Annotated in this window: 21 protein-coding genes; 10 read left to right on the forward strand and 11 right to left on the reverse strand. The window is 69.8% G+C overall.

Annotated features, from left to right (window positions below; translation table 11 throughout):
* Positions 1–49 precede the first annotated feature (49 nt).
* The 8 genes from R0232_RS38810 to R0232_RS38845 are packed head-to-tail and all read right to left on the reverse strand — an operon-like array spanning position 50 to position 7,984.
* Positions 50–1,237 carry an ABC transporter substrate-binding protein gene (locus R0232_RS38810; RefSeq protein ID WP_431514469.1) on the reverse strand — a complete coding sequence of 396 codons (1,188 nt, stop codon included), beginning with the start codon at positions 1,235–1,237 and terminating at the stop codon, positions 50–52.
* A gap of 2 nt (positions 1,238–1,239) precedes the next feature.
* On the reverse strand, positions 1,240–2,343 hold the full coding sequence (locus tag R0232_RS38815; protein ID WP_431514470.1) for a CobW family GTP-binding protein: 1,104 nt from the start codon (positions 2,341–2,343) through the stop codon (positions 1,240–1,242).
* A complete protein-coding gene (locus tag R0232_RS38820) occupies positions 2,340–2,627 on the reverse strand; it encodes a hypothetical protein (RefSeq protein ID WP_256222711.1) in 288 nt (95 codons plus the stop codon). Before R0232_RS38820 ends, R0232_RS38815 begins: the two co-directional genes overlap by 4 nt.
* A 22-nt stretch (positions 2,628–2,649) precedes the next feature.
* Positions 2,650–3,405, reverse strand: a complete 756-nt coding sequence (locus R0232_RS38825) for an SDR family NAD(P)-dependent oxidoreductase (RefSeq protein WP_208510696.1) — start codon at positions 3,403–3,405, stop codon at positions 2,650–2,652.
* A gap of 16 nt (positions 3,406–3,421) precedes the next feature.
* On the reverse strand, positions 3,422–4,201 hold the full coding sequence (locus R0232_RS38830) for an SDR family NAD(P)-dependent oxidoreductase (RefSeq protein ID WP_208510697.1): 780 nt from the start codon (positions 4,199–4,201) through the stop codon (positions 3,422–3,424).
* Positions 4,202–4,213: 12 nt separating this feature from the next.
* Positions 4,214–5,629, reverse strand: coding sequence for an MFS transporter (locus tag R0232_RS38835; RefSeq protein ID WP_208510698.1), 1,416 nt, complete (start codon positions 5,627–5,629; stop codon positions 4,214–4,216).
* A gap of 38 nt (positions 5,630–5,667) precedes the next feature.
* Positions 5,668–6,546 (reverse strand): polysaccharide deacetylase family protein, encoded by an 879-nt coding sequence (locus tag R0232_RS38840; RefSeq protein ID WP_093346852.1) that lies wholly within the window; start codon positions 6,544–6,546, stop codon positions 5,668–5,670.
* Position 6,547: 1 nt separating this feature from the next.
* Positions 6,548–7,984: an amidase gene (locus R0232_RS38845; protein WP_431514471.1), complete on the reverse strand. Its 1,437-nt coding sequence runs from the start codon at positions 7,982–7,984 to the stop codon at positions 6,548–6,550.
* A gap of 235 nt (positions 7,985–8,219) precedes the next feature.
* Here R0232_RS38845 and R0232_RS38850 point away from each other — a divergent pair, with 235 nt between their 5' ends.
* The 4 genes from R0232_RS38850 (at position 8,220) to R0232_RS38865 (ending at position 9,935) form a co-directional block, all read left to right on the forward strand.
* Complete coding sequence (locus R0232_RS38850; RefSeq protein ID WP_177239426.1) at positions 8,220–8,483, forward strand: type II toxin-antitoxin system Phd/YefM family antitoxin; 264 nt, start codon at positions 8,220–8,222, stop codon at positions 8,481–8,483.
* Positions 8,484–8,529: 46 nt separating this feature from the next.
* Positions 8,530–8,955, forward strand: a complete 426-nt coding sequence (locus R0232_RS38855) for a type II toxin-antitoxin system VapC family toxin (protein WP_431514472.1) — start codon at positions 8,530–8,532, stop codon at positions 8,953–8,955.
* A gap of 43 nt (positions 8,956–8,998) precedes the next feature.
* Complete coding sequence (locus tag R0232_RS38860) at positions 8,999–9,415, forward strand: MarR family winged helix-turn-helix transcriptional regulator (protein WP_093346839.1); 417 nt, start codon at positions 8,999–9,001, stop codon at positions 9,413–9,415.
* 217 nt (positions 9,416–9,632) lie between these two features.
* The gene (locus tag R0232_RS38865; RefSeq protein ID WP_431514473.1) at positions 9,633–9,935 is read left to right on the forward strand and encodes a hypothetical protein; all 303 of its coding nucleotides are present in this window, start codon (positions 9,633–9,635) and stop codon (positions 9,933–9,935) included.
* Positions 9,936–9,947: 12 nt separating this feature from the next.
* On the opposite strand, the gene R0232_RS38870 is transcribed toward R0232_RS38865, so the two are convergent.
* Entirely contained in the window at positions 9,948–11,156 is a 1,209-nt protein-coding gene (locus R0232_RS38870; RefSeq protein WP_431514474.1) for an ABC transporter substrate-binding protein, read from the reverse strand.
* Positions 11,157–11,348: 192 nt separating this feature from the next.
* On the opposite strand from R0232_RS38870, the gene R0232_RS38875 reads away from it, so the two are divergent.
* The 4 genes from R0232_RS38875 to R0232_RS38890 are packed head-to-tail and all read left to right on the forward strand — an operon-like array spanning position 11,349 to position 16,514.
* Positions 11,349–12,566: a cytochrome P450 gene (locus R0232_RS38875; protein WP_431514475.1), complete on the forward strand. Its 1,218-nt coding sequence runs from the start codon at positions 11,349–11,351 to the stop codon at positions 12,564–12,566.
* Positions 12,563–13,783, forward strand: coding sequence for a CaiB/BaiF CoA transferase family protein (locus R0232_RS38880; protein ID WP_431514476.1), 1,221 nt, complete (start codon positions 12,563–12,565; stop codon positions 13,781–13,783). Before R0232_RS38875 ends, R0232_RS38880 begins: the two co-directional genes overlap by 4 nt.
* Entirely contained in the window at positions 13,780–14,772 is a 993-nt protein-coding gene (locus R0232_RS38885) for an NADPH:quinone reductase (protein WP_431514477.1), read from the forward strand. Before R0232_RS38880 ends, R0232_RS38885 begins: the two co-directional genes overlap by 4 nt.
* 35 nt (positions 14,773–14,807) lie before the next feature.
* Positions 14,808–16,514, forward strand: coding sequence for an FAD-dependent oxidoreductase (locus R0232_RS38890; protein WP_431514478.1), 1,707 nt, complete (start codon positions 14,808–14,810; stop codon positions 16,512–16,514).
* Here the strand turns inward: R0232_RS38890 and R0232_RS38895 are convergent.
* Entirely contained in the window at positions 16,496–18,325 is a 1,830-nt protein-coding gene (locus R0232_RS38895) for a histidine kinase (protein WP_431514479.1), read from the reverse strand. The two genes, R0232_RS38890 and R0232_RS38895, sit on opposite strands and share 19 nt — an antisense overlap.
* A 283-nt stretch (positions 18,326–18,608) precedes the next feature.
* Between R0232_RS38895 and oxlT the strand changes: the two genes are divergently transcribed.
* Positions 18,609–19,940: an oxalate/formate MFS antiporter gene (gene oxlT / locus R0232_RS38900; RefSeq protein ID WP_431514480.1), complete on the forward strand. Its 1,332-nt coding sequence runs from the start codon at positions 18,609–18,611 to the stop codon at positions 19,938–19,940.
* Positions 19,941–19,999: 59 nt separating this feature from the next.
* On the opposite strand, the gene R0232_RS38905 is transcribed toward oxlT, so the two are convergent.
* A complete protein-coding gene (locus R0232_RS38905) occupies positions 20,000–20,749 on the reverse strand; it encodes a response regulator (protein WP_431514481.1) in 750 nt (249 codons plus the stop codon).
* Between the two features lie 321 nt (positions 20,750–21,070).
* Here R0232_RS38905 and R0232_RS38910 point away from each other — a divergent pair, with 321 nt between their 5' ends.
* Positions 21,071–23,308, forward strand: coding sequence for an NADP-dependent isocitrate dehydrogenase (locus R0232_RS38910; protein ID WP_093346814.1), 2,238 nt, complete (start codon positions 21,071–21,073; stop codon positions 23,306–23,308).
* Positions 23,309–23,341: the final 33 nt, after the last annotated feature.

Here is a 23,341-nt window from a genome sequence, read left to right on the forward strand (position 1 = left end):
GTCTTCTCATCGCTGTCGTGCAGTCGCGTCTCGGTGTCTCAACAGGGGTTCAGCCGCTGCGCAGGAACTCGGTCCATTTGCGCACCAGGTAGTTGTGCTCGTCCATGACGGTGTTCCACACGGCCACGTCGCTCATGCGCTGCGCATAGGAGCCGCCGTCGCGCACGCTGCCTCGGCGGATCAGGATGGTACCGTCAGTTCCCGGCAGGTCCTCGGCCGCCGGCAGGCCCGCGTACCAATAGCCCCATTCGGCCGCACTCAGGTGCGCGCGCGTGCGCAGCGGGTTCGAGATGTAGAAGCCTTGCCGCGCCATCACCGCGCCGGCCCAGCCCGAATGCCACCAGTTCAGGTAGCGGTAGGCCGCGTCGAGCTTGGGCCCCTGGGCGCGGCGCGCGATGCCCAGGCCGCCGTACCAGGCCCGATAGCCTTCGCGCGGACGCGCCAGCCGGTAGGCCAGGCCGGCCTGCTCGTACTGCGCGATGGCGGGCGACCAGTTGCTCTGGATCGCGACGCGCGCATCGATCATCATGCGCGCGGCGTCGGCGTAGTTGCCCCAGAAGCCGCGGAACAGGCCGGCCTTCTTCTTGGCCATCAGCAGCGCGATCATCCGGTCGACCTCCTCGATCTCGAGGTTGCTGATGTCGCCGAACGCCATCTCGCCGCTCGCGCGCAGCGCCAGCACGGCGTCGAGCGCGCCGATCGCGGCATCGGCCTGCAGCGCCACGCGGCCATTGCAGGCCGGCGACACCAGCCACGACCAGCTCTCCTCGGTGCCGAACAGCGACGGGATCTCGGCCGGCAGATAGACGAAGCTGTCGGCGTTGTGCGTGAGCGGCAGCATGCTGATCTGCGCGCTCGGCGCATCGCCCACGCTGCCGTCGGGCTGCACGTAGAGGCGCGTCACGGGATTGCAGCCCTGCCCGTAGCGCGCGTCCGGCGCGATCCGCCCGGTCTTGGGCAGGGCATTGACCTCGGACCAGTGCTCGATACGGTCCAGCTCGATGGGCTGCAGCGCGCCGGCCGGCCAGAGGTAGTCGATGCTGTGGAACCACTGGTCGTAGACGTCGAAGCTGCCCTGCTCGATCACGGCCTGGCGCTGCGCGTCGAAGCCGTCGAGCACCTCGAAGTGGATGCGCAGGCCGAGGTCCGACATGGCGCGCTTGCGCACGGCTTCCGTGAGCGTGACCGACGTGCCCAGCACGCGCAGCTCGGTTCTCTTCGATGCCAGGGCGGCCATGGCTACGCTTTCGAAATGAGAGGATTCGGCCCGGCTTCCCGCGGCGCGTAGAAGCGTTCGAAGGCTTCCCACGACGCGCGCACGTCCGCCTCGGACAGGCCCTGCACGATGAAGACCAGGCGCGAGCGCCGGTCGTCGTCGGGCCAGTCGGCCAGGTGTTCGGGCGGGTGCATCAGGTGCCCGATCCCGTGCAGGACCGTAGGTTGCCCGTGCGCGAAACCGTCGGCCGCGATGCCCAGCAAGCCCTTGATGCGCAGCAATCGATCGCCATGACGATGCACCAGCAGCGTGAGCCAGAGAGTGAGGGTGAACCATTCTAGGGGCCGCTCGAACACCAGGCAGAACGAGCGCGCGCCCGTGCCGGCCAGCTGCTGCGCATGGGTGCCGCCGATGCGCGCGGGCACCGGCGACGCGCCGGCACGCGGCCGCAGCGTGCCCGCGGCGACGCGCGCGATCCATCCCGCGGTGTCGTCGCGAGAAGCGCCGTTCGCGAGATCGTCGAGCCAGGGCACGGACGCCGCCGAAGGCGCCTCCAGTTGGCGGGCCACGGGGTTGAGTTCCGCCAGCATCGCCCGCAGCCGCGTCGCCTGCTCGGGCGCCACCAGGTCGGTCTTGCTGAGCCACAGCGTGTCGGCCGCGGCGACCTGCGCGATCCATTCGGGGTGCTGCGCCTGCTGGCGCTCGGCGTGCAGGGCATCGACCACGGTGGCGACGAAGGCCGGCCGGAAGTGATGGCGAAGCTGCGCATCGCCGAGCAGCGTGCCCAGCACCGGCCCCGGCGTGGCCAGGCCCGTGGTCTCGACCAGCACGCGGCGGAACGCCGGCAGCTCGCCGCGCTGGCGGCGCGACAGCAGGCGCATCAGCGCCTCCTTGAGTTCGCCGCGGATCGAGCAGCAGATGCAGCCGTTGTCGAGCAGCACGGTGTCGGCGTCGATCGCGCCGACCAGCAGGTGGTCGAGGCCGACATCGCCGAACTCGTTGATGAGCACGGCCGTGTCGCCCGCGGCGCTGCCCTGCAGCCAGCGCCGCAGCAAGGTGGTCTTGCCGCTGCCCAGGAAGCCGGTCAGGATGCCGACGGGCAGGACCTCGAAGGCGATGTCCGTCATGGCGCGTCGTCCTTCGCGGGCCATGGCATGGCCAGCGGATCGATGGTGCGGCCCAGCAACTGCTCGGCCGCGCTCCACAGCGCGCTGAAGTCGGGCACCAGCACGCTCGCGCCGGTCGGGCCCTGCAGCAGGTAGGACTGCCCATGGAAGTCCTGCAGCTCGAGCCGGAACAGCCGCAGCAGGCGGTTGGCCCGCGCCACCTGGAGCAGCCGCTGGCGCCGTCCCTGCACCGAACCGGCCGCCGCATGGCTCCAGTGCGCCGTCCCTTGCAGCAAGCCGCACATCCCGCACATGGTCCACCGCCTTTCAGGGCATCACGTCGCCGGAATTGGGCCCGAGCGTCTGGCCCACGTAGAGGTTGCCGCCGGGATCGGAGGCCAGCAGCACGGCGGTGGGCGCCACCTCTTCCACGCGGCCGAAGCGGCCCAGCGGCAGGCTGGCTTCCTTGGCCCGCTTCCAGTCGGCGCTGATGCCGTCGACCAGCGGCGTGGCGATCGGGCCGGGCGCGATGGCGTTGACCAGCACGTTGGCCGGCGCCATCTCGAGCGCCAGCGACTTGGTGAAGCCGATCACGCCGGCCTTGGCGGCCGCGTAGTGGCACAGCTCGACACCGCCCTTGATGCCGAGCTGCGAGGCCACGTTGATCACGCGCCCCCAGCGCTGCGCCGCCATGTGCACAACGGCGCGGCGCGCGCAGAGGAACACGCTGCGCAGGTCGACGCGCAGCATGTCGTCCCACATGGCGGTCGGCATGTCGGCGCAGCGCGACTGGGTCAGCATGCCGGCGTTGTTGACCAGGATGTCGATGCCGCCGAAGGCCGCCACGCAGGCATCGATGGCCGCGTTGGCGACCGCCTCGTCGCCGATGTCGCCGACGGCGGTCTCGACGCGGCCACCGGCTTCGCGGCAGCGGCGCGCGGTGTCGTCCACCCGCGCGCGATCGATGTCGGCCAGCAGCAGGTCGGCGCCGGCGCGCGCATAGGCCAGCGCGATGGCGGCGCCGATGCCGCTGCCGGCGCCGGTCACGACGGCGCGCCGCCCGTTGAGGAGTCTGTCGTTCATGGGTGCTCCTGCCGGTTCAACCGGGCCAGCGCACGGTGAGGCCGCCATCGGCGATCACCGACTGGCCCGTGATGTACGACGCGTCGTCGCCGGTCAGGAAGCGGATCAGCGTCGCGATCTCGCGCGCCCTGCCGACCCGCCCGAGCGGAATGCCGGCGGCCGCCTGCCGCAGTCCCTCGGGACCGAGCGAGTTGACCGGGTCGAGCGATTGCGGCGTCTCGATCAGCCCGGGAATCACGCAGTTGCAGCGGATGCCGCGCGGCGCGAGCTCCATCGCCACGGCACGGCACAGGCCGGGCACGCCGGCCTTCGCGGCCGAGTAGTGGGCATGATTCTCCCACCCGTACACGCCGCCGGCGATCGACGACACCGCGACCATCGCACCGCCCTCGCCCATGTGGCGCGCCGCGGCGCGGAAGGTGCGCATCACGCCGCTGAGGTCGACGTTGATCACGTCCATCCATTGCGCATCGCTCATGGCGGTGAGCGCCGCCTGGCGCAGCAGTCCGGCATTCGCGACCGCATGGTCGAGGCGGCCGAAGCGCTCGATGGCGGTCTGCGCGAAGCGCTCGACCTGGTCGGCATCGCCAACGTCGACGGGCACCATGACGCAGCGGCCGCCGGCGTCGCTCACCAGCCGCTCGGTCTGCGCCGGGTCGTGCGGATCGCCCGGGAAATAGCCGCCCACGACCGCGACATCGGTCTGCGCATAGGCCAGCGCCAGCGCCTGGCCGATGCCGCTCGCTGCGCCGGTGATCAATGCCACGCGGCCTGTTCGTGCTCCTGATGTAGTCATCGGGTTGCTCCTTCAACGCACCGACTTCGGGTCGACGTGCGGCACCAGCAGCATCACGATGCCGGAGATCGTGCAGGGAATCGCGCCCCAGACGACCGCGGCTTGCACCCAGTCGGCGCCGTGCGACAGCGTGTAGGTCACGCCGAAGCCCGCCGCGATGGCACCCACCTGCCCCATCGCGTTGACGAAGGAGCTGGCGGTGGCGCGGATGTGACTCGGGAAGCTCTCGCCGACCAGGAACAGCACCGCGGCATAGGGGCCGATCAGGAAGAACAGGCCGAGCGAGTACAGCGGCACGATGCGCCAGAAGTCGCCCTGCGGCGCCTGCAGCATCAGGTAGAACGCGAGCCCGCCCAGCACCCAGCCGATGGCAACCGCGTTGCGCCGGCCGATGCGGTCGCCGAGCCAGCCGTGGAACATGTAGCCGAGGAAGCCGGCCAGGTTCGAGACGATCAGCACCTGCAGCGCATTGGAGAAGTCCACGCCCTTGCCGGGCGTGCCGCCCGAACCGCCGAGCACCGAGGTGCCCAGCACGGCGAAGATCACGATCGCGAACCAGTTGAGGAAGAAGCTCAGGGCCAGCGACAGCGTGGGCCGCAGCGACGCACCCTTGAACATGGCGGAGATGCCGGTGTGATGCCGCGCCGACAGGTCGATGCCCTGCGCCTGCGCGAGCCGTTGCGCATCGGCGGCCCGGCCTTCGCGCTGCAGCCGCGCGATGCGCTGGCCGGTGATGAACTGCGGCGTCTCGACCAGCCGGCGGCCGAGGATCGCGATCACGATGGCGGGGAACATCGCGAACACGAAGGACAGCGCCCAGCCGCCGCCTTCGCCGAACCAGCGTTCGCCCAGCGGATAGAGCGCGGCCACCAGCGCCGCGGTGAGCACCGCGCCCACCGGCCAGCCGCCCTGCACCAGCGAGTAGATGAAGCCGCGCCGCCGGGTGGCGGCCGGGTCGGTGTGCACCAGCGAGAACAGCTCGCTGAGGTAGGTGGCGTTGATGCTCTGCTCGGCATAGCCGAGCCCGGCCAGCGAGCGCACCAGGATCAGCAGCACGAAGCCCACCCCGGCCGACAGGCCGATCACCCAGCCCGCGAAGGCCGTCAGCCCCGAGCACAGGGCCGCGCCGGCGACCGCGATGATGATGCCCTTGCGCCGGCCCAGCCGGTCGGCGATCGGCCCGATGCCGAAGGCCACGATGACCGTGCCGAGCGTGACCCAGGTGTTGAGGTTGGTCTGCTGGTCGGCGGTCCACTTGAAGTGGTCGCCGAGCCGGGGCAGCAGGGTGCCGAACAGGATGAAGTCGTACACGGCGAACACCCAGGCGAAGAAGCACACCCAGGTGGCGTAGTTCACCTGCTTCTTCGTCACGGTCGGCGGCGTCCAGGCGGCGTCGGCCGCGGCTTGGGGAGGGATCGAGGCGGTCATGGTCGTTCTCTGTGGAAGGGGCGGTGCAATGCCGGGGCCTAGCCGCGCGGATGGCGGCGCAGGAAGTCGTCCGCGATCTGGTCGCAGGTCATGAAGCGCACGCCGGCGTGCGATTGGAAGTGCTCGATCAGCCGCTCGAGCATCAGCAGCACCTGGGGCCGGCCCGAGACGTCCGGATGGATCGTGATCGGGAACACCGCGTAGTCGTGCTCGCGGTAGACCCAGTCGAACTGATCGCGCCACATCTGCTCGATGTCGCGCGGGTTCACGAAGCCGTGGCTGTTGGGCGCCTTCTTGATGAACATCATCGGCGGCAGGTCGTCCAGGTACCAGTTGGCCGGGATCTCGACCAGCGAGGTCTCGGTGCCGCGCTCGAGCGGCTTCATCCAGCTGTCCGGATGCTTGCTGTAGTCGATCCGGGTCCACCGGTCGCCGACGCGGACGTAGTACGGGTGGAAGTCGTTGTGCATCAGGCTGTGGTCGTACTTGATGCCCTTCTTGATCAGCAGCTCGTTGGTGACGGGGCTGAACTCCCACCACGGCGCGACATAGCCGGTCGGCGCCCGGCCCGCGAGGCGCGTGATGACGTCGATGCTGCGGTCGAGCACGGCCTCTTCCTGCTCGGGCGTCATCGCGATCGGGTTCTCGTGGCTGTAGCCGTGGATGCCCAGCTCGTGGCCCGCGTCGACCACGGCCTTCATCTGGTCCGGAAAGGTCTCGGCCGAGTGCCCGGGCACGAACCAGGTGGTGGTCAGGCCGTATTTCCTGAACAGCTTCAGCAGCCGCGGCGATCCCACCTCGCCCGCGAACATGCCGCGCGAGATGTCGTCGGGCGAGTCCTCGCCGCCGTACGAACCGAGCCATCCGCCGACGGCGTCCACGTCGACGCCGAAGGTGATGAAGATTTCCTTGGTCATGTCATTGCTCCTTGAAGTGGGGTGAAGAAAACAGGTGCTCGAGGGAAAGGGCGATCTGCAGCAGCCGTGCGTCCTCGCCGCGCGGGCGCATCAGCTGCAGGCCGGTGGGCAGGAGATCGGTGCTGCCGTCGGGCGCGGCCACGCGCTCGACGCCGCTGGGCATCGCGACGACGGGCGTGTCCAGGAAGCTGCCGGGCATCGTGAGGCGCAGCGTCGCGAGGTTGGTGCGCGCGAAGAGCTCGTCGTCGGCCTCCAGCGGCTGCAGCAGCGGCGCGGTGTGCGCGGTGGCGGGCAGCACCAGGGTCGCGCCCTCGAGATCGCGCTCGAAGGCGGCGATCAAGCGCTGCCGCTCCCAGCGCAGGTGCAGGTAGCGCGCGGCGCTGACATCGCGCGCCGCTTCGAGCCGGCGGCGCACGCGCGGGTCCATGGCCTCGGCCTGCGGCGCATCGAGCCGCGCCTGGTGCATCGCGAAGGCCTCGCTGGCGCCGAGCCAGCCGTGGCTGTCGATCAGCGCCTGCACGAGGTGCAGGCTCTTCACCTCGCGCTCCACGACCGTCGCGCCCGCGGCGCGCAGCCAGCGCATCCGCGCCCGCAGGTTCTCGCGCACCGCCGTCGTGACGCGCTCGCTGTCGAGGATGGCAGGGTCGACGACGAAGGTCTGCTGCGCCAGGGTGCGGCGGGCTGCGTCGAAGCCGCCGGCGAGCAGTTCACTTGCTTCGTCGCCGCGGCCGCCCTGGAGCACGGCATCCATGGCGATGCAATCGGCCACCGAGTGCGCGAGCGGGCCGACGGTGTCGAGCGACGGGGCGAGCGCGAACACGCCCGTCATCGCATGGCGCCGCCTGCTGGCCCGGTAGCCGACCAGCCCGTTGAACGATGCCGGCACGCGCACCGAGCCGGCGGTGTCGGTGCCGATGCCGATCGGCGCGATGTCGAGCGCGACGGCCAGCGCGGCCCCCGAGGACGATCCCCCCGGTGCCCTGGCGCGCGTGCCGAGGGCCGGGTTCACCGGCGTGCCGAAGAACGGATTCAGCCCCAGCCCCGAATAGGCGAACTCGCTCAGGTTGGTCTTGCCGATGCAGACCATGCCGGCCGCCTCGGCATGCGCCACCAGCGTGGCATCGGCCCTCGCCGGTTCGGCCCGTGCAAGCAAGGCCGAGCCGGCCGTGGTGGGGGTGCCGCGGATGTCGAACAGGTCCTTCCAGGTCAGCGGCACGCCGTCCATCGGGCCGAGCGGCGTGCCGGCCCGCCAGCGCGCGGTGGCCCGTTCGGCCTGCGCGAGGGCCCGCGACACGGTGAGCTGCGTGAACACGCCGCGCGCGGCCTGCGCACGCGCCAGGCAGCGTTCGGCGACCTGCGTGGGCGTGAGCTCGCGCCGGGCGTAGGCGGCAGCCAAGGCACCGGCCGTCGTTGCTTGATGTGCTTCGTCGAAGTTCATGATCCGTTTGTTTTGTACTTTGATGACAAAGTACATTTCAGGCGGATCGTAGGTGCTTTTGACGTGCCTGCCTTAGGCGTTAATGCTTATTGACGCGTGGACTCGATCTTTGGATCACGCGTGCGCGAACGCTTGTCTTGACGTAAGTTAGCAACGTAGCTAACATCTTCATCGAAGGCGACAACGGCGCGATGCACATTGCATGGCGGGCTCCGCCTCATCGAAAGGACGCACCATGGGACACGCACAGATCAAGACGGTTTCCAGCCGCGAGTTCGTGCACAACGTCAGCGCCGCCCGGCGCGTGGTGAGCGAGGGCGGCACGGTCATCATCACCGACCGCGGCGAGCCAACCCAGGCGCTCATTCCGATCGCCGAATACCGCCGCCTCACGAAGACCGACAAGAACCTGGTCGAGCTGCTGCGCATGCCCGAAGCCGACGCCTTCGACCTGGACGTCGAGCCGATCCGCATCGGCGCCAAGGACATCGACGCATGACGCGCGATTGCTCGCACACGAACGAGCCCGAGGGAGGACGGCGCGCATGATGTGGCTGCTGGACACCAACGTCGTTTCCGAAGTCCGCAAGAGCAGTTGCCATGCGAACGTGCAGGCCTGGATGGTCGCTCATGCCACCGGGGACATGTACCTGTCCGCGGTCACGGTGCTGGAGATCCAGCGCGGCATCAGCCAGGCCGCGCAGCGCGGCGACGAACTGCAGGCCGAGGTCTTCCATCGCTGGCTCGAGACCATGGTGCTCCCGGCCTTCGCCGGCCGAATCCTGCCCGTCGATCATGTGGTGGCCCGGCGTGCCGCCAGCCTCGCATGGGCCGATGGCCGCGACTACCGCGATCCCCTGATCGCAGCGACGGCGCTGGTGCACGGCGCCACGGTGGTGACGCGCAACCTCAAGCACTTCGAAGCGTCCGGCGTGCCGCTGATGAATCCCTGGGACTACACGCCCGCCTAGCGGACCGGCTGCTACATTCCCGCGTCCCCCGCCGATCCCGCCCATGTCGACCTCCTCCGGCCCGGCCCAGAAGCAGCGCTTCGAGGCCCTCTCCAATTTCCGCCACACGCTGCGCAGCTTCCTGCGCTTCAGCGAGGACGCCGCGCGCGAGCAAGGCATCACGGCGCTGCAGTACCAACTGCTGCTCCACACCCAAGGCTTTCCGGACCGCGACTGGGCCTCGATCGGCGAGCTGGCCGAACGGCTGCAGGCGCAGCCGCATGGCGTGGTGGCGCTGGTGTCGCGCTGCGAGGAAGCGGGCCTGGTCGTGCGCAAGCCCAGCACCGTCGATCGCCGGCAGGTGGAGGTGCACCTGCTGCCCGCGGGCCGCAAGAAGCTCGCGCGCCTCGCGACCGCGCATGCCGACCAGCTCGCGACCTTGGCCGAGGTAGTGCGTCTCGCGAGCAGCCTGCGCGACTGATAAGGTGTGAATGAACCTGCTGCGCGCCCCGATCTCGCATCTGCGGTCCTCGCCGTACGTCAGTACGGCTCCGGTCCTCGACGCGACCTCGGGGCGCTCGCGACGGTTCCTTCACACCTTCTGAGCCCGCGGGTCGGGCATACGCAACGGCCGGCATCGTGCGCGGGCCGGTCGTTAAAATCCGCGACTTTCCTTCAATCCCCTCTTTCGCCTCCCCATGCGCCTTCGCCTCCCCGCACGCTCCGCCCTCCTCCTGTGTTCGCTGCTCGCCACTTTCGCCGTTCGAGCGGAGCCCGCCGATGCGATGGAGATGGCCGAGCGCTATGCGGACGCCGAGCACTGCATGGAGCAGATCGTCGGCAAGCGCTGGGAGATGCGCTATGGCGTCGAACTCGCGCGCAACCAGTGGGGCGCGCTCGAGCCCACGGGCCGCTCGATGGACAGCGCGCCGCAGGCGATCCGCATGGCCGACATGAGCTGCCGGCGCGAACTCAGCATCGAGCGCCAGCCGCGGCCCTGAGGCCGCGCATGCTCAGCGCTCGATGGTGATGAGCTCCGTCATGGGCTTCCATGACTTGCCATCGAACTGCGCGAGCCGCGCCTGCCGGATCGGGTAGTAGTCGTCGGCACGGAAGTTGATCTTCATGCCGGGCAGCAGCATGCCCAGCTCGATGTCCTTCAGCCCCTGCACCTGCTTGAGGAAGTTCTCGCGCGTGAGGTTGTCGCCGCAGCGCTCGAGCACCAGCGCCGTGAGCTGCGCGCCCATGTAGGTGTAGACCGAGGTGGTGTCGCCCGGATCGTCGTTGGGCAGGTACTTCTTGAAGAAGGCCAGGTACTCCTGCATCGCCTTGTCGTTGTTCCAGGTCGGGTCCGACGGCGTCTTGAACCAGTAGCTCGACACCAGCCCCACCGAGTTGTCGAGGCCGGCCGGGGTCAGCACGCCGCTGATCGAGCTCGACACGTAGGGCACGATGTAGAACGGCTTCCAGCCGATCGCCGCCGCCTTGCGGATCGCCTGCGCCTGCGCCTTGTTCGAGGTGAAGGCCACCAGCACCTCGGCGCCCGAGGCCTGCAGCTGCAGGATCTGCGAGTCGACGGTCGGGTCGCTCATCTCCTGGCTCACCTCCTTCACGATGTTCGACTGCTTCGCGCCCAGCGCCTTGCGGAAGCCGCGCATGTACGACTTGCCCACGTCGTCGTTCTGGTAGAGCACGCCGATCTTCGCGCTGGGCTTGGCGTCGACGAGGTACTTGCCGTAGATCGAGCCCTCGATGTCGTAGGCGAAGGAGAAGGGCACGGTCCACGGCGTGGTGGCGGAGTCGTGCAGGTTCGGGCTCGAGGCATAGAAGAACACCTGCGGCACCTTCTTGCCGTTGAGGTACTTCTGCACCGAGGTCTGCGAGGCCGTGCCCATGGAATTGACCAGCGCCAGCACCTGGTCGGACTCGACCAGCTTGCGCGTGCCCTCCACGGTCTTGGGCGGGCTGTAGGCATCGTCGACCGACAGCAGGTTGATCTTGCGTCCGTTGACCCCGCCCCTGGTCTCGTTGAGCATCTTGAAGTAGGCCACCGACATGCGGCCCACCATCGAATAGGCCGAGCCGGGACCGCTGTAGGCCACGGTCTGGCCGAGCTTGATCTCGGTGTCGCTGGCACCGGGGCCGTAGGTCTTCTGGGCCTGTGCCGTCGCCGCGGTCGCGAAGGCGGTGCAGGCCACGAGGGCTAGCAGGGAAGCGCGCATGTGTGTGTCTCCTGGTTCCGGGGATGGTCGTTCTTCGAGCCGGCGCGAGTACATCAAGCGGCGCGCGCGGCGTCTGTCCCCTTGCCGGGGACGCAGCCTCTCGACAGGCCCGCGCCGTCCCCGTCAAGGGGACTGACGCGCGGCGGACGGCCATCGAGACTCGATGCATTCCCCCACGCCAGGAGCCCCTGCATGACCACCACCGCCGAACCCGTCGCGCTGCGCGACGCGCCCGTGCTGGACATCGACCCGTACGCGATCGAGGTGCTGCTCGATCCCTATCCGTTCCACGAGGCGCTGCGCGAAGCCGGTCCCGTGGCCTACATCGCACCGCACGGCATCTATGCCGTGGGCCGCCATGCCGAGGCCAAGACCGTGCTGGCCGACCATGCGCGCTTCACCAACGCGGGCGGCATCGGCATCCAGGACATCCGCAAGCCCGGCGAGTTCCGCATCCCGAGCCGGCTGCTCGAGGCCGATCCGCCCGACCACACGAAGATCCGCTCGGTGGTCACGCGCCTGCTGTCGCCGCTCGTGATCCGGCGCTGGAAGGAAGGCTTCGAGCGCAAGGCCGAGGCGCTGGTCGAACAACTACTCGCGCAGCGCGAGTTCGACGGCGTGGAGGACTGCGCCGAGCGTTTCGTGCTCGAGGCCTTCCCGGCCGCGGTGGGCGTGCGCCTGCCGCGCACCGAGACCCTGGCCATCGGCGAGATGCGCTTCAACCAGAGCGGCCCGCGCAACGCGCTCTACGAGCGCGCGATGCAGGCCGCGCAGCCCTACCTCGCGTGGTTCGAGGAGAGCGTGTCGCGCCAGGGCGTGATTCCCGACTCGATCGCCGAGCTGCTGTTCCGCGCCGAGGACGCGGGCGAGCTCGACGAGGGCATCGCCTCGAACGTGGTGCGCAGCTTCGTGGGCGGCGGCACCGACTCGACCATCGCCGGCATCGGCTTCACGCTGCACCAGCTCGCGAAGAACCCGGCGCAGTGGGAGCGCGTGCGCGGCGAGCCGGCCAAGGTCAAGGCCGCGTTCGAGGAAGGCATCCGCCACGAGACGCCGTTCCAGGTCACCTACCGCACCACGCGCGGCGAGACCGAGCTCTCGGGCGTGCGCCTGGCGCCCGACACCAAGATCGGCGTGTTCATGGGCGCGGCCAACCGCGATCCGCGTCAGTTCCCCGAGCCCGAGCGCTTCGACGTCGACCGCCCCGCGCTCGCGGGCAGCCACGTCGCGCTGGGCAACGGCATCCATGCCTGCATCGGCCAGATGCTCGCGCGCCAGGAATCGGAAGCGCTGATCGGCGCGCTGAGCCGCCGCGTGGCGCGCATGGAACTCACGGCGCCGGCCAGCTACCGGCCGATCAACCAGATGCGCACGCTCGACCGGCTGCCGATGCGCATCGTGCCGGCATGACAACAGGCAGCGAAGCGCGCGGTCCGCTCGCGGGCCTGAAGGTGCTCGAGATGGGCCAGCTCATCGCGGGCCCCTTCGCCGCCAAGACGCTCGGCGACTTCGGTGCCGAGGTCATCAAGATCGAGCCGCCCGGCGCCGGCGACCCGCTGCGCAAGTGGCGGCTGCTGAAGGACGGCACCTCGGTCTGGTGGCAGGTGCAGTCGCGCAACAAGCGCTCGATCGCGCTCGACCTCAAGGACAGCGAGGCGCAGGCCATCGTGCGCCGGCTCGCCGCCGAATCGGACGTGCTGATCGAGAACTTCCGCCCCGGCGCGCTCGAGGGCTGGGGGCTCGGTCCCGAGGCGCTGCTCGAGGCCAACCCGCGGCTGATCGTGCTGCGCGTGAGCGGCTACGGCCAGACCGGCCCCTACCGCGACCGCCCCGGCTTCGGCGTGGTGGCCGAGGCCATGGGCGGGCTGCGCCATCTCACGGCCGAACCCGGCCGGGTGCCGGTGCGCGTGGGCATCTCGCTGGGCGACACGCTGGCCGCGCTGCATGGCGTGATCGGCATCCTGATGGCGCTGCAGGAGCGCCAGCGCTCGGGCCGCGGCCAGGTGATCGACGTGGCGCTCTACGAGGCGGTCTTCAACTGCATGGAAAGCCTGCTGCCCGAGTACAGCGCCTTCGGCGCGGTGCGCGGCGCGGCCGGCAGCGCCCTGCCCGGCATCGCGCCGAGCAATGCCTACCGCTGCGGCGACGGCGGTTACGCGCTGATCGCGGGCAATGGCGACAGCATCTTCCGCCGGCTCATGGCCACGATCGAGCGCCCCGATCTCGCGGCCGATCCGGCGCTGGCCGACAACGCCGGCCGCGTCGCGCGCGTGGCGGAGCTCGATGCCGCCATCGGCGCCTGGACCGCGCGGCGCGACGTGGCCGAGGTGCTCGCGCGGCTCGACGAGGCCTCGGTGCCGGCCGGCCGCATCTACTCGGTGGCCGACATCGCGGCCGATCCGCACTACCTCGCGCGCGGCATGCTGCAGACCATCGCCATGGGCGACGGCGATGCGCTGCAGGTGCCGGGCATCGTGCCCAAGCTCTCGCGCACGCCCGGCGCGCAGCGGCGCAACGCACCGCGCCTCGGGCAGGACACCGACGCGGTGCTCGCCGAGATCGGCCTCACGCCCGCGCAGATCGCCGAGCTCAAGCGGCGCGGCGTCGTCGCGGGCTGCGAGGCATGAGCACGATGCGTGCCGCCTTCTACACGCGGCAGGGCGAGGCGGCCGAGGTGATCCGCATCGGCGAGCAGCCGCGGCCCGAGCCCGGCCCGGGCGAAGTGCGGGTGCGGCTTCGCACCTCGGGCGTGAACCCCTCCGACTGGAAGATGCGGCGCGGCGGCGGCGGTCGCGCGCTGGTGGCACCGCTGATCGTTCCGCACAGCGACGGCGCCGGCGTGATCGACGCCGTGGGCGATGGCGTGCCCGCGGCGCGCATCGGCGAACGCGTGTGGACCTGGAACGCCCAATGGCGGCGCGCCTTCGGCACCGCGGCCGACTACGTCGCGCTGCCGTCGGCGCAGGCCGTGCCGCTGCCGGCCGCGCTGGGCTTCGCCGAGGGCGCCTGCCTGGGCATTCCGGCCTTCACCGCGCTGCACGCCGTGCGCCTGGCCGAATGCGGCCCCGGCCAGCGCGTGCTGGTGGCCGGCGGCGCGGGATCGGTGGGCCACTACGCGATCCAGTTCGCGAAGCTGCGCGGCGCCGAGGTCATCGCCAGCGTGAGCTCGGCGCGCAAGGCCGCGCACGCCGTCGCGGCCGGTGCCGACCATGTCGTGGACTACCGCGAGCAGGACCTCGGCGAGCGCGTGCAGGCCCTCACGGGCGGCGCGGGCGTGGACCGCGTGATCGAGGTCGACCTCGCAAACAACGCGGCGCACTACCCCAGGCTGCTGAAGCCCGGCGCGCGCGTCGTGGTCTACGGCACGACCGGCCTCGATGCCGTGCTGCCGGCCGTGGTGCTGATGCAGAAGAGCGCCGGACTGCGCTTCTTCACCATCTACGAGATCGCGCCCAGCGAGCGCGAGGCCTGCCTGCGCGAACTGCTGCCGCTGCTCGAGGACGAGCTGCTGTTGCACACCATCGGCCAGTTGCTGCCGCTCGAGGAGATCGTGCGCGCGCACGAACTGGTGGAGCGCGGCGAGGTGCTCGGCAACGTCGTGCTCGGCATCGACTGACTCCCTTCCATCCCATCATTTCCCAGAGGTTCCCCATGATCGAAACCGACGTGGTCGTCATCGGCAGCGGCGCGGCCGGGCTCACCGCCGCCATCACCGCGCGCCAACTGGGCCTGGAGGTGCTGGTGGTCGAGAAGACCGCGCTGTTCGGCGGCACCACCGCCTACTCGGGCGGCGCGCCCTGGATTCCGTGCAACCACGTGATGAAGCAGATCGGCCTCGACGATTCGCGCGCGGCCGCCGAGACCTACCTGCGCGCCGTGCTCGGCGAGGCCTACCGCGACGACCTCGTCGCGAGCTACCTCGACCACGCGCCCGAGATGCTGGCCTTCATGGAGCGGCACTCCGAGGTGCGCTTCAAGCCCTTTCCGCTGCCCGACTACGAATCGGACCTGCCGGGCGCGGCGCGCAGCCGCTCGCTGCTGACCCAGGCCTTCGACGGCCGGCTGCTCGGCCACCGCCTGGCCGACCTGCGCATGCCGCTGCCGCAGCTCATGCTGTTCGGCAGCATGCAGATCGAGGGCGCCGACATCCACCCGATGCGCCATGCGCTCAAGACCTGGGCCGGTTTTCGCCACACCGCGCGCGTGATGCGGCGCTTCGTCGCCGACCGGCTGCGCTACGGGCGCGGCACGCGCATCGTCAACGGCAACGCGCTGGCCGCGCGGCTGTTCCACTCGGCGATCCAGGCCGGCGTGACCCTGTGGAAGAACACGCCCGCGCTCGAGCTCACGATGCGGGACGGCCACGTGACCGGCGTGGAGATCGAGCGCGAGGGCCGCCGCCTGCAGGTGGTCGCGCGGCGCGGCGTGCTGCTGGCCACCGGCGGCTATGGCGCGAGCGAGGCGATGCGCCGCAAGCACATCCCGTTCGCCGAGCACCACCATTCGCTGCAGCCCGAAGGCAACGTCGGCGACGGTGTGCGCCTCGGCGTTGCGGTCGGCGGCCTGCACGACCCGGCCCACGCAGGCGACTGCATCTGGACGCCGGTGTCGGTGCTGCGCAAACCCGACGGCGGCATCGTCAAGTACCCGCACATCTTCATCGACCGTGCCATGCCCGGCTGCATCGCCGTGGGGCCCGACGGGCGGCGCTTCGTCAACGAAGGCGGGTCGTACCAGACCTTCGTGGGCACGATGCACCGGCGGGGCATCACCACGGCGCACCTGATCGCCAACCGCGATTTCCTGCGCCGCTACGGACTGGGCCTCGCGCGGCCCGCGCCCTTCAGCGCACGCGCGCTGATCGAGGCGGGGTACCTGATCGAGGCACCGACCCTGGCGCAGCTGGCCGGGCGCCTCCACATCGATCCGCACGAGCTCGAGGCCACGGTGCGGCGTTTCAACGAAGGCGCGGCGCGCGGCGAGGACCCCGAGTTCGGCAAGGGCGCCGACGCGCACTCGCGCTTTCGCGGCGACCAGACGCATGCGCCCAATCCGGGCGTGGCGCCGATCGGCGACGGGCCCTACTACGCGCTCGCGCTGCACCCGGGCGATCTCAGCACGGTGGGCGGCCTCGAGACCGATGCCGAGGCACGGGTGCTGACGCCCCGAGGCACGCCGATCGAGGGGCTCTACGCGGCCGGGCTCGACATGAACTCGATCATGCGCGGGCGCTATCCGGGCGGCGGCAGCAGCATCGGGCCAGCCATGACCTTCGGCTACATCGCGGCGCGGCAGATGGCGCAGGCGCGCCCGGCGACGCCGCCGGCCGAAGCCCGCGCTCAGACGATCGGCGCGTAGCCGGGCGCGGCCCAGCGCAGGGTCACGCGCGTGCCCTGGCCGGGCCGGCTGTCGATGGCCAGCCGCACGCCCATGGCCTCGGCCTGCTCGCGCAATCCCACCAGCCCATAGTGCCCGGGCGCGATGGCCTGGCTGTCGAAGCCCACGCCGTCGTCCACGATCTCGAGCTGCAGGACGCCCGGGTTGGCAGGCTGCAGGCGCAGGCCCAGGTGCCGCGCGCCCGCATGCCGCTCGACATTGCGCAGCAGTTCCTCGCACATGCGGTACACGGTTTCCGCCGGCTCGGCGACCAGCGCCGGCAGGTCGGGCGCGAGCTCGCAGTCGAGCACGATGCCCGTGCGCTCGTTCATGCCGCGGGCCAGCTCGACCAGCGCCGCGCCCAGCCCGATGTCGCGCACCGGGTTGCTGCGCAGCTGGTCGATGGCACGGCGCGCCTCGTCCAGGCCCTCGCGCGCGGCCTGCTCGGCGCGCATCAGCTCGTCGGGCAGTTCCTGCGGCTGCGTGGTCGCGATGTGCTTGAGCACGCGGATCTCGGTCAGCATGGCCATCATCGAATGCGCCAGCGTGTCGTGCAGGTCGCGCGCCATGCGCAGGCGCTCGCGCATCACGGCGGACTCGCGCGACTCCTGCGCCAGCCGGCTGATCTCGACCGTGCGCTGGCGCACGCGCTCGTCGAGCTCGGCATTGAGCAGGCGCAGCTCGTCGCGCTCGCGCTGCAGCGTGTCGAGCAGCCGGTCGAGCGCCGTGCCCAGGCGCGCGGCCTCGTCGGCGCCCTCGGGCACCTCGATGCGCGAGGCGCTGCCGGCGAGCACCGCGTCGGCCGAGCTCGCGATCACGCTCACGCGGTGGGTCAGGCGGTGCGTCATGGCCACGCCGACCACCGCGGCGCACAGGCCCAGCATGCTGAGCACCAGCGTGATGCGCCATTCGATGGCGGTCGCGAACGAGGCCAGCGAGGCCACCGGCTCCACCACCACCACGCGCCAGCCCAGGCGCCGCAGGGTGCCGTCGCGCTCGGTGCGCGGCGCCGCCACCAGGAAGGGCTTGTTGTCGACCAGCCGCCGCACCCGGATGCGCGCCGGCAGGTCGGCGCCATCGGTGCCCAGCCCGGCGACCGTCGGGTCGAAGGGCGCGGCCAGGTCTCCCCTCTCGCGCCAGCGCGTGCCGAGCAGGGCCGCCGGGCCGTGGCGCACCATGCCGTCGCGGTCGATCAGCAGCCACTCGCCCGGCGAGGCCTTGATGCCGGACACCGTGTGGTCCACCCATTGCCAGCTGAGCTGCGCCGCCACCACGCCGACGATGGCGCCGTCGGCGTTGCTCACGGGCGCGCTGAGCTTGAGGAAATGCTCGCCCGGCGAGCGGCCCTCCTCGATCCACGCATCGGCCAGCCCCTGCGAGATCCACGCATGCTGGTTGACGTTCTCGCCCACCACCTTCGGGTCGGTGGCCGCGACGATGAAACCGTCCGCGTCGGTCAGCGCCAGCCAGATCAGGTCCGGCACGCCGCGGTGCACCGCCTCGAGCGAACGCTGCCGCCACGCGGCGTCGTCCCCCTGCACGTCCTGCGACAGGATCGAGGCCACCACGCTCACCGACTGCAGGCGCAGCAGCATCGCGGTGTCGAGCTCGGCGCTGACGTGCTCGCCGGCCGTCTCCAGCCGCTGGGAGTGCACCTCGAGCAGGGTCGAGCGCACGAAGCTGCGCAGCCAGAGGTTGGCCGCCAGCGCCAGGCAGATGGCCAGCGCGATCATCAGCCAGCCGATCGCGGCGGCGAGGCTGCGTCGCGGGTCGATGCGCTGCAGCAGGCTCATCGAGAGGTCGAAGCCGGCGGGGCGGGAGGGGGGCGCGCGGTCATGGGCGGCGCATTGTCGCAAAGGACCCGGGGCGCGTCAGCCCATGACTTTCGGTATGGGCACTTACCCTGAGATCTCGGGGTTTTCCTCGGGTCGCGGCGTGACTTCCGGCAGGCGCGAGCAGTTATTTTCGAGACGACAGTTGCGTCCATCGCGCAGCGTGTCGAGAGATGCGCCACATCCACCCCGTTCGACAACGCCGCGACGCGATCGGCGTGACCTGCCAAGGAGACATTCGACAATGAGCACCCCCACATCCCTCTCGCCGGCCGTCGGCGCCTCCGCCGGCGTCCCGGTACGCTGGTATGCCAGCCGCTGGACGCAGCTGGTCGTCGGCATCGTCTGCATGATCGCGACCGCGAACATCCAGTACGCGTGGACGCTGTTCGTGCCGGAAATCCAGAAGTCCTTCGGCTGGGAGCGCGCCTCGATCCAGATCGCCTTCACCATCTTCGTGCTGGTCCAGACCTGGCTCGCGCCGATCGAGGGCTACTTCATCGACAAGTTCGGGCCACGGCTGATCGTGGCCTTCGGCGCGCTGTTCATCGGCGCGGCCTGGGTCATCAACTCGCAGGCGACCACGCTGCTGGGCTTCTACATCGGCGCGGCCGTCGGCGGCATCGGCGTGGGATCGATCTACGCCACCTGCATCAACAACGCGCTCAAGTGGTTCCCCGACCGCCGCGGCCTGGCCGTGGGCCTGACCGCCGGCGGCTACGGCGCCGGCTCGGCTGCGACCATCCTGCCGATCGCCGCGATGATCGAATCGTCCGGTTTCCAGGAAGCCTTCTTCTTCTTCGGCGTGATGCAGGGTTCGCTGGCCTTCCTGGCCGCGTGGTTCCTGCGGGCCCCGAAGGCGCACGAGATCCGCGCCTCGGCCAAGCTCACGCAGAGCCGCCGCGACTACACGCTGAAGGAAGCGCTGAACACCCGCCTGTTCTGGCTGATGCTGCTGATGTTCTCGTGCGTGGTCACCGGCGGCATGATGGCCGTGGCGCAACTGGGCGTGATCGCGCAGGACCTGGGCGTGAAGGAGTTCAAGGTCGACCTGTACTTCTTCGTCATGGCCGCGCTGCCGCTGGCGCTGATGCTCGACCGCGTGATGAACGGCATCTCGCGCCCCCTGTTCGGCTGGATCTCCGACCACATCGGCCGCGAGAAGACCATGGTGATCGCCTTCACGCTCGAGGGCATCGGCATCATCGCGCTGGGCTACTTCGGCCACAACCCGTGGGCCTTCCTGATCCTGTCGGGCGTCGTGTTCCTGGCCTGGGGCGAGGTCTATTCGCTGTTCTCCGCGCTGGCCGGCGATGCCTTCGGCACCAAGCACATCGGCAAGATCTACGGCGTGCTGTACTGCGCCAAGGGCGTCGGCGCGCTGTTCGTGCCCATCGGCAACCTGATGATGGAAGCCACCGGCACCTGGTCGACCGTGCTCTACACCGTGGCGGGGCTGGACCTGTTCGCCGCCTTCCTGGCCATCGTGGCGCTGCGGCCGATGCTCAAGGCGCACGTGGAAGCCTCGTCCGCGAATCCCGCGGGCAAGCATGGACGCTTCGGATTGAGCGAATGACCCGCTCGAGCAAATGAGCGAATGAACGACGCCGGGCACGACCCGGCGTCTTTTTTTCTTCAGGGCTGTTTTCTTCGCGCGAGCACGAGCACCGCCAGTTCGGTGCGCGTGTTCGCGTGAAGCTTTTGCATGATGCGGCTCGCGTGGTTCTTCACCGTGCCCTCGGCCAGGTTCAGCGCCGCCGCGATCTGGCGGTTGCTCTGCCCCTTGGCGATCAGGTCGAGCACCACGGCCTCGCGCTCGGTCAGCGGATCGGGCGCCTCCTGCGGCTCGGCCGACGCGGGCTCGGCGCAGGCCGGCGGGTCTTCCACCGCCACGTCCTGCGCCACGTGGTTGGCCAGCAGCCGGAACTGGTCCATCACCTTGCGCGCGATCTGCGGCGTCATGCGCGACTCGCCGCGGTGCACGGCGCGCACCGTGTCCAGCACTTCTTCCTCCGACGCATCCTTGAGCAGGTAGGCCTGCGCGCCGGCGCGCACCGCGTCGAACACCAGGTCGTCGCGGTCGAAGGTGGTCAGCACCATCACGCGGGTGCGCGGCAGCGCGGCCGTGATCTCGCGCGTGGCCAGCACGCCGCTCTGGCGCGGCATGCGCAGGTCCATCAGCACCACGTCGGGCAGCAGGCGCCGCGCGAGTTCCACCACCTCCATGCCGTCGGCGGCCTGGCCGACGACCTGGATGTCGGATGCGGCGTCCAGCAGCATGGCCATGCCGCGGCGGATCAGCGGCTGGTCGTCGGCGACGAGGACCCGGATCCGCGGGTCGGCGGGCGCAAAGGGTGGAACGGGCGAAACGGTGGTGGCGCTCATGGGGGCATCGGGGGGGATGCGCCATTGTGCGATGCAGGATGGCCCGTGGCGGACAGGGATGGCCCTGAGGCAGCCGGGTATTTTCGGGCCCCAGGGCCCGGGCCGGCCGCCTTCGCCGGCCTGGCGCGAAAATACCCGGAAAAGACCGTATCCGGCCGGTCGGTGCCCCCTGGAGACATACCCCCACGCCAGGGTTTCGGAGCCCGCGCGGCGGAACCGGGTCCCGTCCGCGCGACAATCCGGGTCTACGGCCAGAAAAAGGGCCCCCCGACGGCCGGAAATCCCAGTGACCCGACAGCCCAGCATCTACGGAAGAAGCGCATGAGCACGAAGCAACCTACCATCATCTACACCCTGACCGACGAGGCGCCCCTGCTGGCGACCTACGCATTCCTGCCCATCATTCGCGCCTTCGCGAACCCGGCCGGCATCAACGTCGAAACCAGCGACATCTCCGTGGCGGCCCGCATCCTGGGCGAATTCCCCGAGCTGCTGAGCGACGACCAGAAAGTGCCGGACAACCTCGCCGAGCTGGGCAAGCTCACGCTCAAGCCCGAAGCCAACATCATCAAGCTGCCCAACATCAGCGCCTCGGTGTCCCAGCTCAAGTCGGCCATCAAGGAACTGCAGGGCAAGGGCTACAAGATCCCCGACTACCCCGAAAACCCGACCACGGACGAGGACAAGGACATCCGCGCGCGCTACAACAAGTGCACCGGCAGCGCCGTGAACCCCGTGCTGCGCGAAGGCAATTCCGACCGCCGCGCGCCCAAGGCCGTCAAGGAATACGCCCGCAAGAACCCGCACAGCATGGCCGACTGGAGCCAGGCCTCGCGCTCGCACGTCTCGCACATGCACGGCGGCGACTTCTACCACGGCGAGAAGTCCATGACCCTGGACCGCGCGCGCAACGTCAAGATGGAGCTCATCACCAAGAGCGGCAAGACCATCGTGCTCAAGCCCAAGGTCGCGCTGCTGGACCGCGAGGTCATCGACTCCATGTTCATGAGCAAGAAGGCGCTGCTGGCCTTCTACGAGAAGGAGATCGAGGACGCGCACAAGACCGGCGTGATGTTCTCGCTGCACGTCAAGGCCACCATGATGAAGGTCTCGCACCCCATCGTGTTCGGCCACTGCGTGAAGATCTTCTACAAGGAAGCCTTCGAGAAGCACGGCAAGCTGTTCGACGAGCTGGGCATCAACGTCAACAATGGCATGGTCGACCTCTACACCAAGATCGCCACGCTGCCCCAGAGCACCCAGGACGAGATCAAGCGCGACCTGCACGCCTGCCACGAGCACCGCCCCGAGCTGGCCATGGTCGACTCGGCCAAGGGCATCACCAACTTCCACTCGCCCAACGACGTGATCGTGGACGCCTCCATGCCCGCGATGATCCGCAACGGCGGCAAGATGTGGGGCGCCGACGGCCGCCTGAAGGACGTCAAGGCCGTGATGCCCGAATCGACCTTCGCCCGCATCTACCAGGAGATCATCAACTTCTGCAAGTGGCACGGCGCCTTCGACCCCAAGACCATGGGCACCGTGCCCAACGTCGGCCTGATGGCCCAGAAGGCCGAGGAATACGGTTCGCACGACAAGACCTTCGAGATCCCCGAGGACGGCGTCGCCAACATCACCGACCTGGACACCGGCGAAGTGCTGATGAGCGAGGACGTCGAGCAGGGCGACATCTGGCGCATGTGCCAGGTCAAGGACGCCGCGATCCGCGACTGGGTCAAGCTGGCCGTCAACCGCGCGCGCAACTCCGGCATGCCGGTCGTGTTCTGGCTCGACGCCTACCGCCCGCACGAAGCGCAGCTGATCACCAAGGTCAAGATGTACCTGCACGAGCACAACACCTCGGGCCTGGACATCCAGATCATGAGCCAGGTGCGCGCCATGCGCTACACGCTGGAACGCGTCGTGCGCGGCCTGGACACCATCAGCGCCACCGGCAACATCCTGCGCGACTACCTGACCGACCTGTTCCCCATCATGGAGCTGGGCACCTCGGCCAAGATGCTGTCGATCGTGCCGCTGATGGCCGGCGGCGGCCTGTACGAGACCGGCGCGGGCGGCTCGGCCCCCAAGCACGTGCAGCAGCTGGTGGAAGAGAACCACCTGCGCTGGGACTCGCTGGGCGAGTTCCTCGCGCTGGCCGTGAGCCTCGAAGACCTGGGCCTGAAGACCGGCAACAAGCAGGCCGCCATCCTGGCCAAGACGCTCGACACCGCCACCGGCAAGCTGCTCGACAACAACAAGAACCCCTCGCCCAAGACCGGCCAGCTCGACAACCGCGGCAGCCAGTTCTACCTGGCGATGTACTGGGCACAGGAACTCGCCGCGCAGACCGACGACACGGAACTGCAGGGCCGCTTCAAGAAGCTGGCGGAGGCCCTCTCGTCCAACGAGCAGAAGATCGTCGACGAACTCGCGGCCGTGCAGGGCAAGGCCGTGGACATCGGCGGCTACTACCTGGCCGACAAGGCGAAGTTCGAAGCCGTGATGCGCCCGAGCGCCACGCTCAACGCAGCGCTGGCCTCGGCCCAGGGCTGATCGGCATCGCGCGGGTGGCAGCCGTGAAGCCCT

The sequence above is a fragment of the Variovorax sp. DAIF25 genome (genome assembly GCF_050711835.1).
Lineage (GTDB): Bacteria > Pseudomonadota > Gammaproteobacteria > Burkholderiales > Burkholderiaceae_C > Variovorax.

Excerpts from the sequence above, each read along its gene's own strand:
- R0232_RS38905 (WP_431514481.1), bottom strand. The coding sequence starts at position 20,749 with ATGAGCGCCACCACCGTTTCGCCCGTTCCACCCTTTGCGCCCGCCGAC.
- R0232_RS38820 (WP_256222711.1), bottom strand. The coding sequence starts at position 2,627 with ATGTGCGGCTTGCTGCAAGGGACGGCGCACTGGAGCCATGCGGCGGCC.
- R0232_RS38850 (WP_177239426.1), top strand. The coding sequence starts at position 8,220 with ATGGGACACGCACAGATCAAGACGGTTTCCAGCCGCGAGTTCGTGCAC.
- R0232_RS38865 (WP_431514473.1), top strand. The coding sequence starts at position 9,633 with ATGCGCCTTCGCCTCCCCGCACGCTCCGCCCTCCTCCTGTGTTCGCTG.
- R0232_RS38890 (WP_431514478.1), top strand. The coding sequence starts at position 14,808 with ATGATCGAAACCGACGTGGTCGTCATCGGCAGCGGCGCGGCCGGGCTC.
- R0232_RS38840 (WP_093346852.1), bottom strand. The coding sequence starts at position 6,546 with ATGACCAAGGAAATCTTCATCACCTTCGGCGTCGACGTGGACGCCGTC.
- R0232_RS38885 (WP_431514477.1), top strand. The coding sequence starts at position 13,780 with ATGAGCACGATGCGTGCCGCCTTCTACACGCGGCAGGGCGAGGCGGCC.
- R0232_RS38835 (WP_208510698.1), bottom strand. The coding sequence starts at position 5,629 with ATGACCGCCTCGATCCCTCCCCAAGCCGCGGCCGACGCCGCCTGGACG.
- R0232_RS38860 (WP_093346839.1), top strand. The coding sequence starts at position 8,999 with ATGTCGACCTCCTCCGGCCCGGCCCAGAAGCAGCGCTTCGAGGCCCTC.
- R0232_RS38855 (WP_431514472.1), top strand. The coding sequence starts at position 8,530 with ATGATGTGGCTGCTGGACACCAACGTCGTTTCCGAAGTCCGCAAGAGC.
- R0232_RS38910 (WP_093346814.1), top strand. The coding sequence starts at position 21,071 with ATGAGCACGAAGCAACCTACCATCATCTACACCCTGACCGACGAGGCG.
- R0232_RS38845 (WP_431514471.1), bottom strand. The coding sequence starts at position 7,984 with ATGAACTTCGACGAAGCACATCAAGCAACGACGGCCGGTGCCTTGGCT.
- R0232_RS38830 (WP_208510697.1), bottom strand. The coding sequence starts at position 4,201 with ATGACTACATCAGGAGCACGAACAGGCCGCGTGGCATTGATCACCGGC.
- R0232_RS38875 (WP_431514475.1), top strand. The coding sequence starts at position 11,349 with ATGACCACCACCGCCGAACCCGTCGCGCTGCGCGACGCGCCCGTGCTG.
- R0232_RS38895 (WP_431514479.1), bottom strand. The coding sequence starts at position 18,325 with ATGAGCCTGCTGCAGCGCATCGACCCGCGACGCAGCCTCGCCGCCGCG.
- oxlT (WP_431514480.1), top strand. The coding sequence starts at position 18,609 with ATGAGCACCCCCACATCCCTCTCGCCGGCCGTCGGCGCCTCCGCCGGC.
- R0232_RS38815 (WP_431514470.1), bottom strand. The coding sequence starts at position 2,343 with ATGACGGACATCGCCTTCGAGGTCCTGCCCGTCGGCATCCTGACCGGC.
- R0232_RS38810 (WP_431514469.1), bottom strand. The coding sequence starts at position 1,237 with ATGGCCGCCCTGGCATCGAAGAGAACCGAGCTGCGCGTGCTGGGCACG.
- R0232_RS38880 (WP_431514476.1), top strand. The coding sequence starts at position 12,563 with ATGACAACAGGCAGCGAAGCGCGCGGTCCGCTCGCGGGCCTGAAGGTG.
- R0232_RS38870 (WP_431514474.1), bottom strand. The coding sequence starts at position 11,156 with ATGCGCGCTTCCCTGCTAGCCCTCGTGGCCTGCACCGCCTTCGCGACC.
- R0232_RS38825 (WP_208510696.1), bottom strand. The coding sequence starts at position 3,405 with ATGAACGACAGACTCCTCAACGGGCGGCGCGCCGTCGTGACCGGCGCC.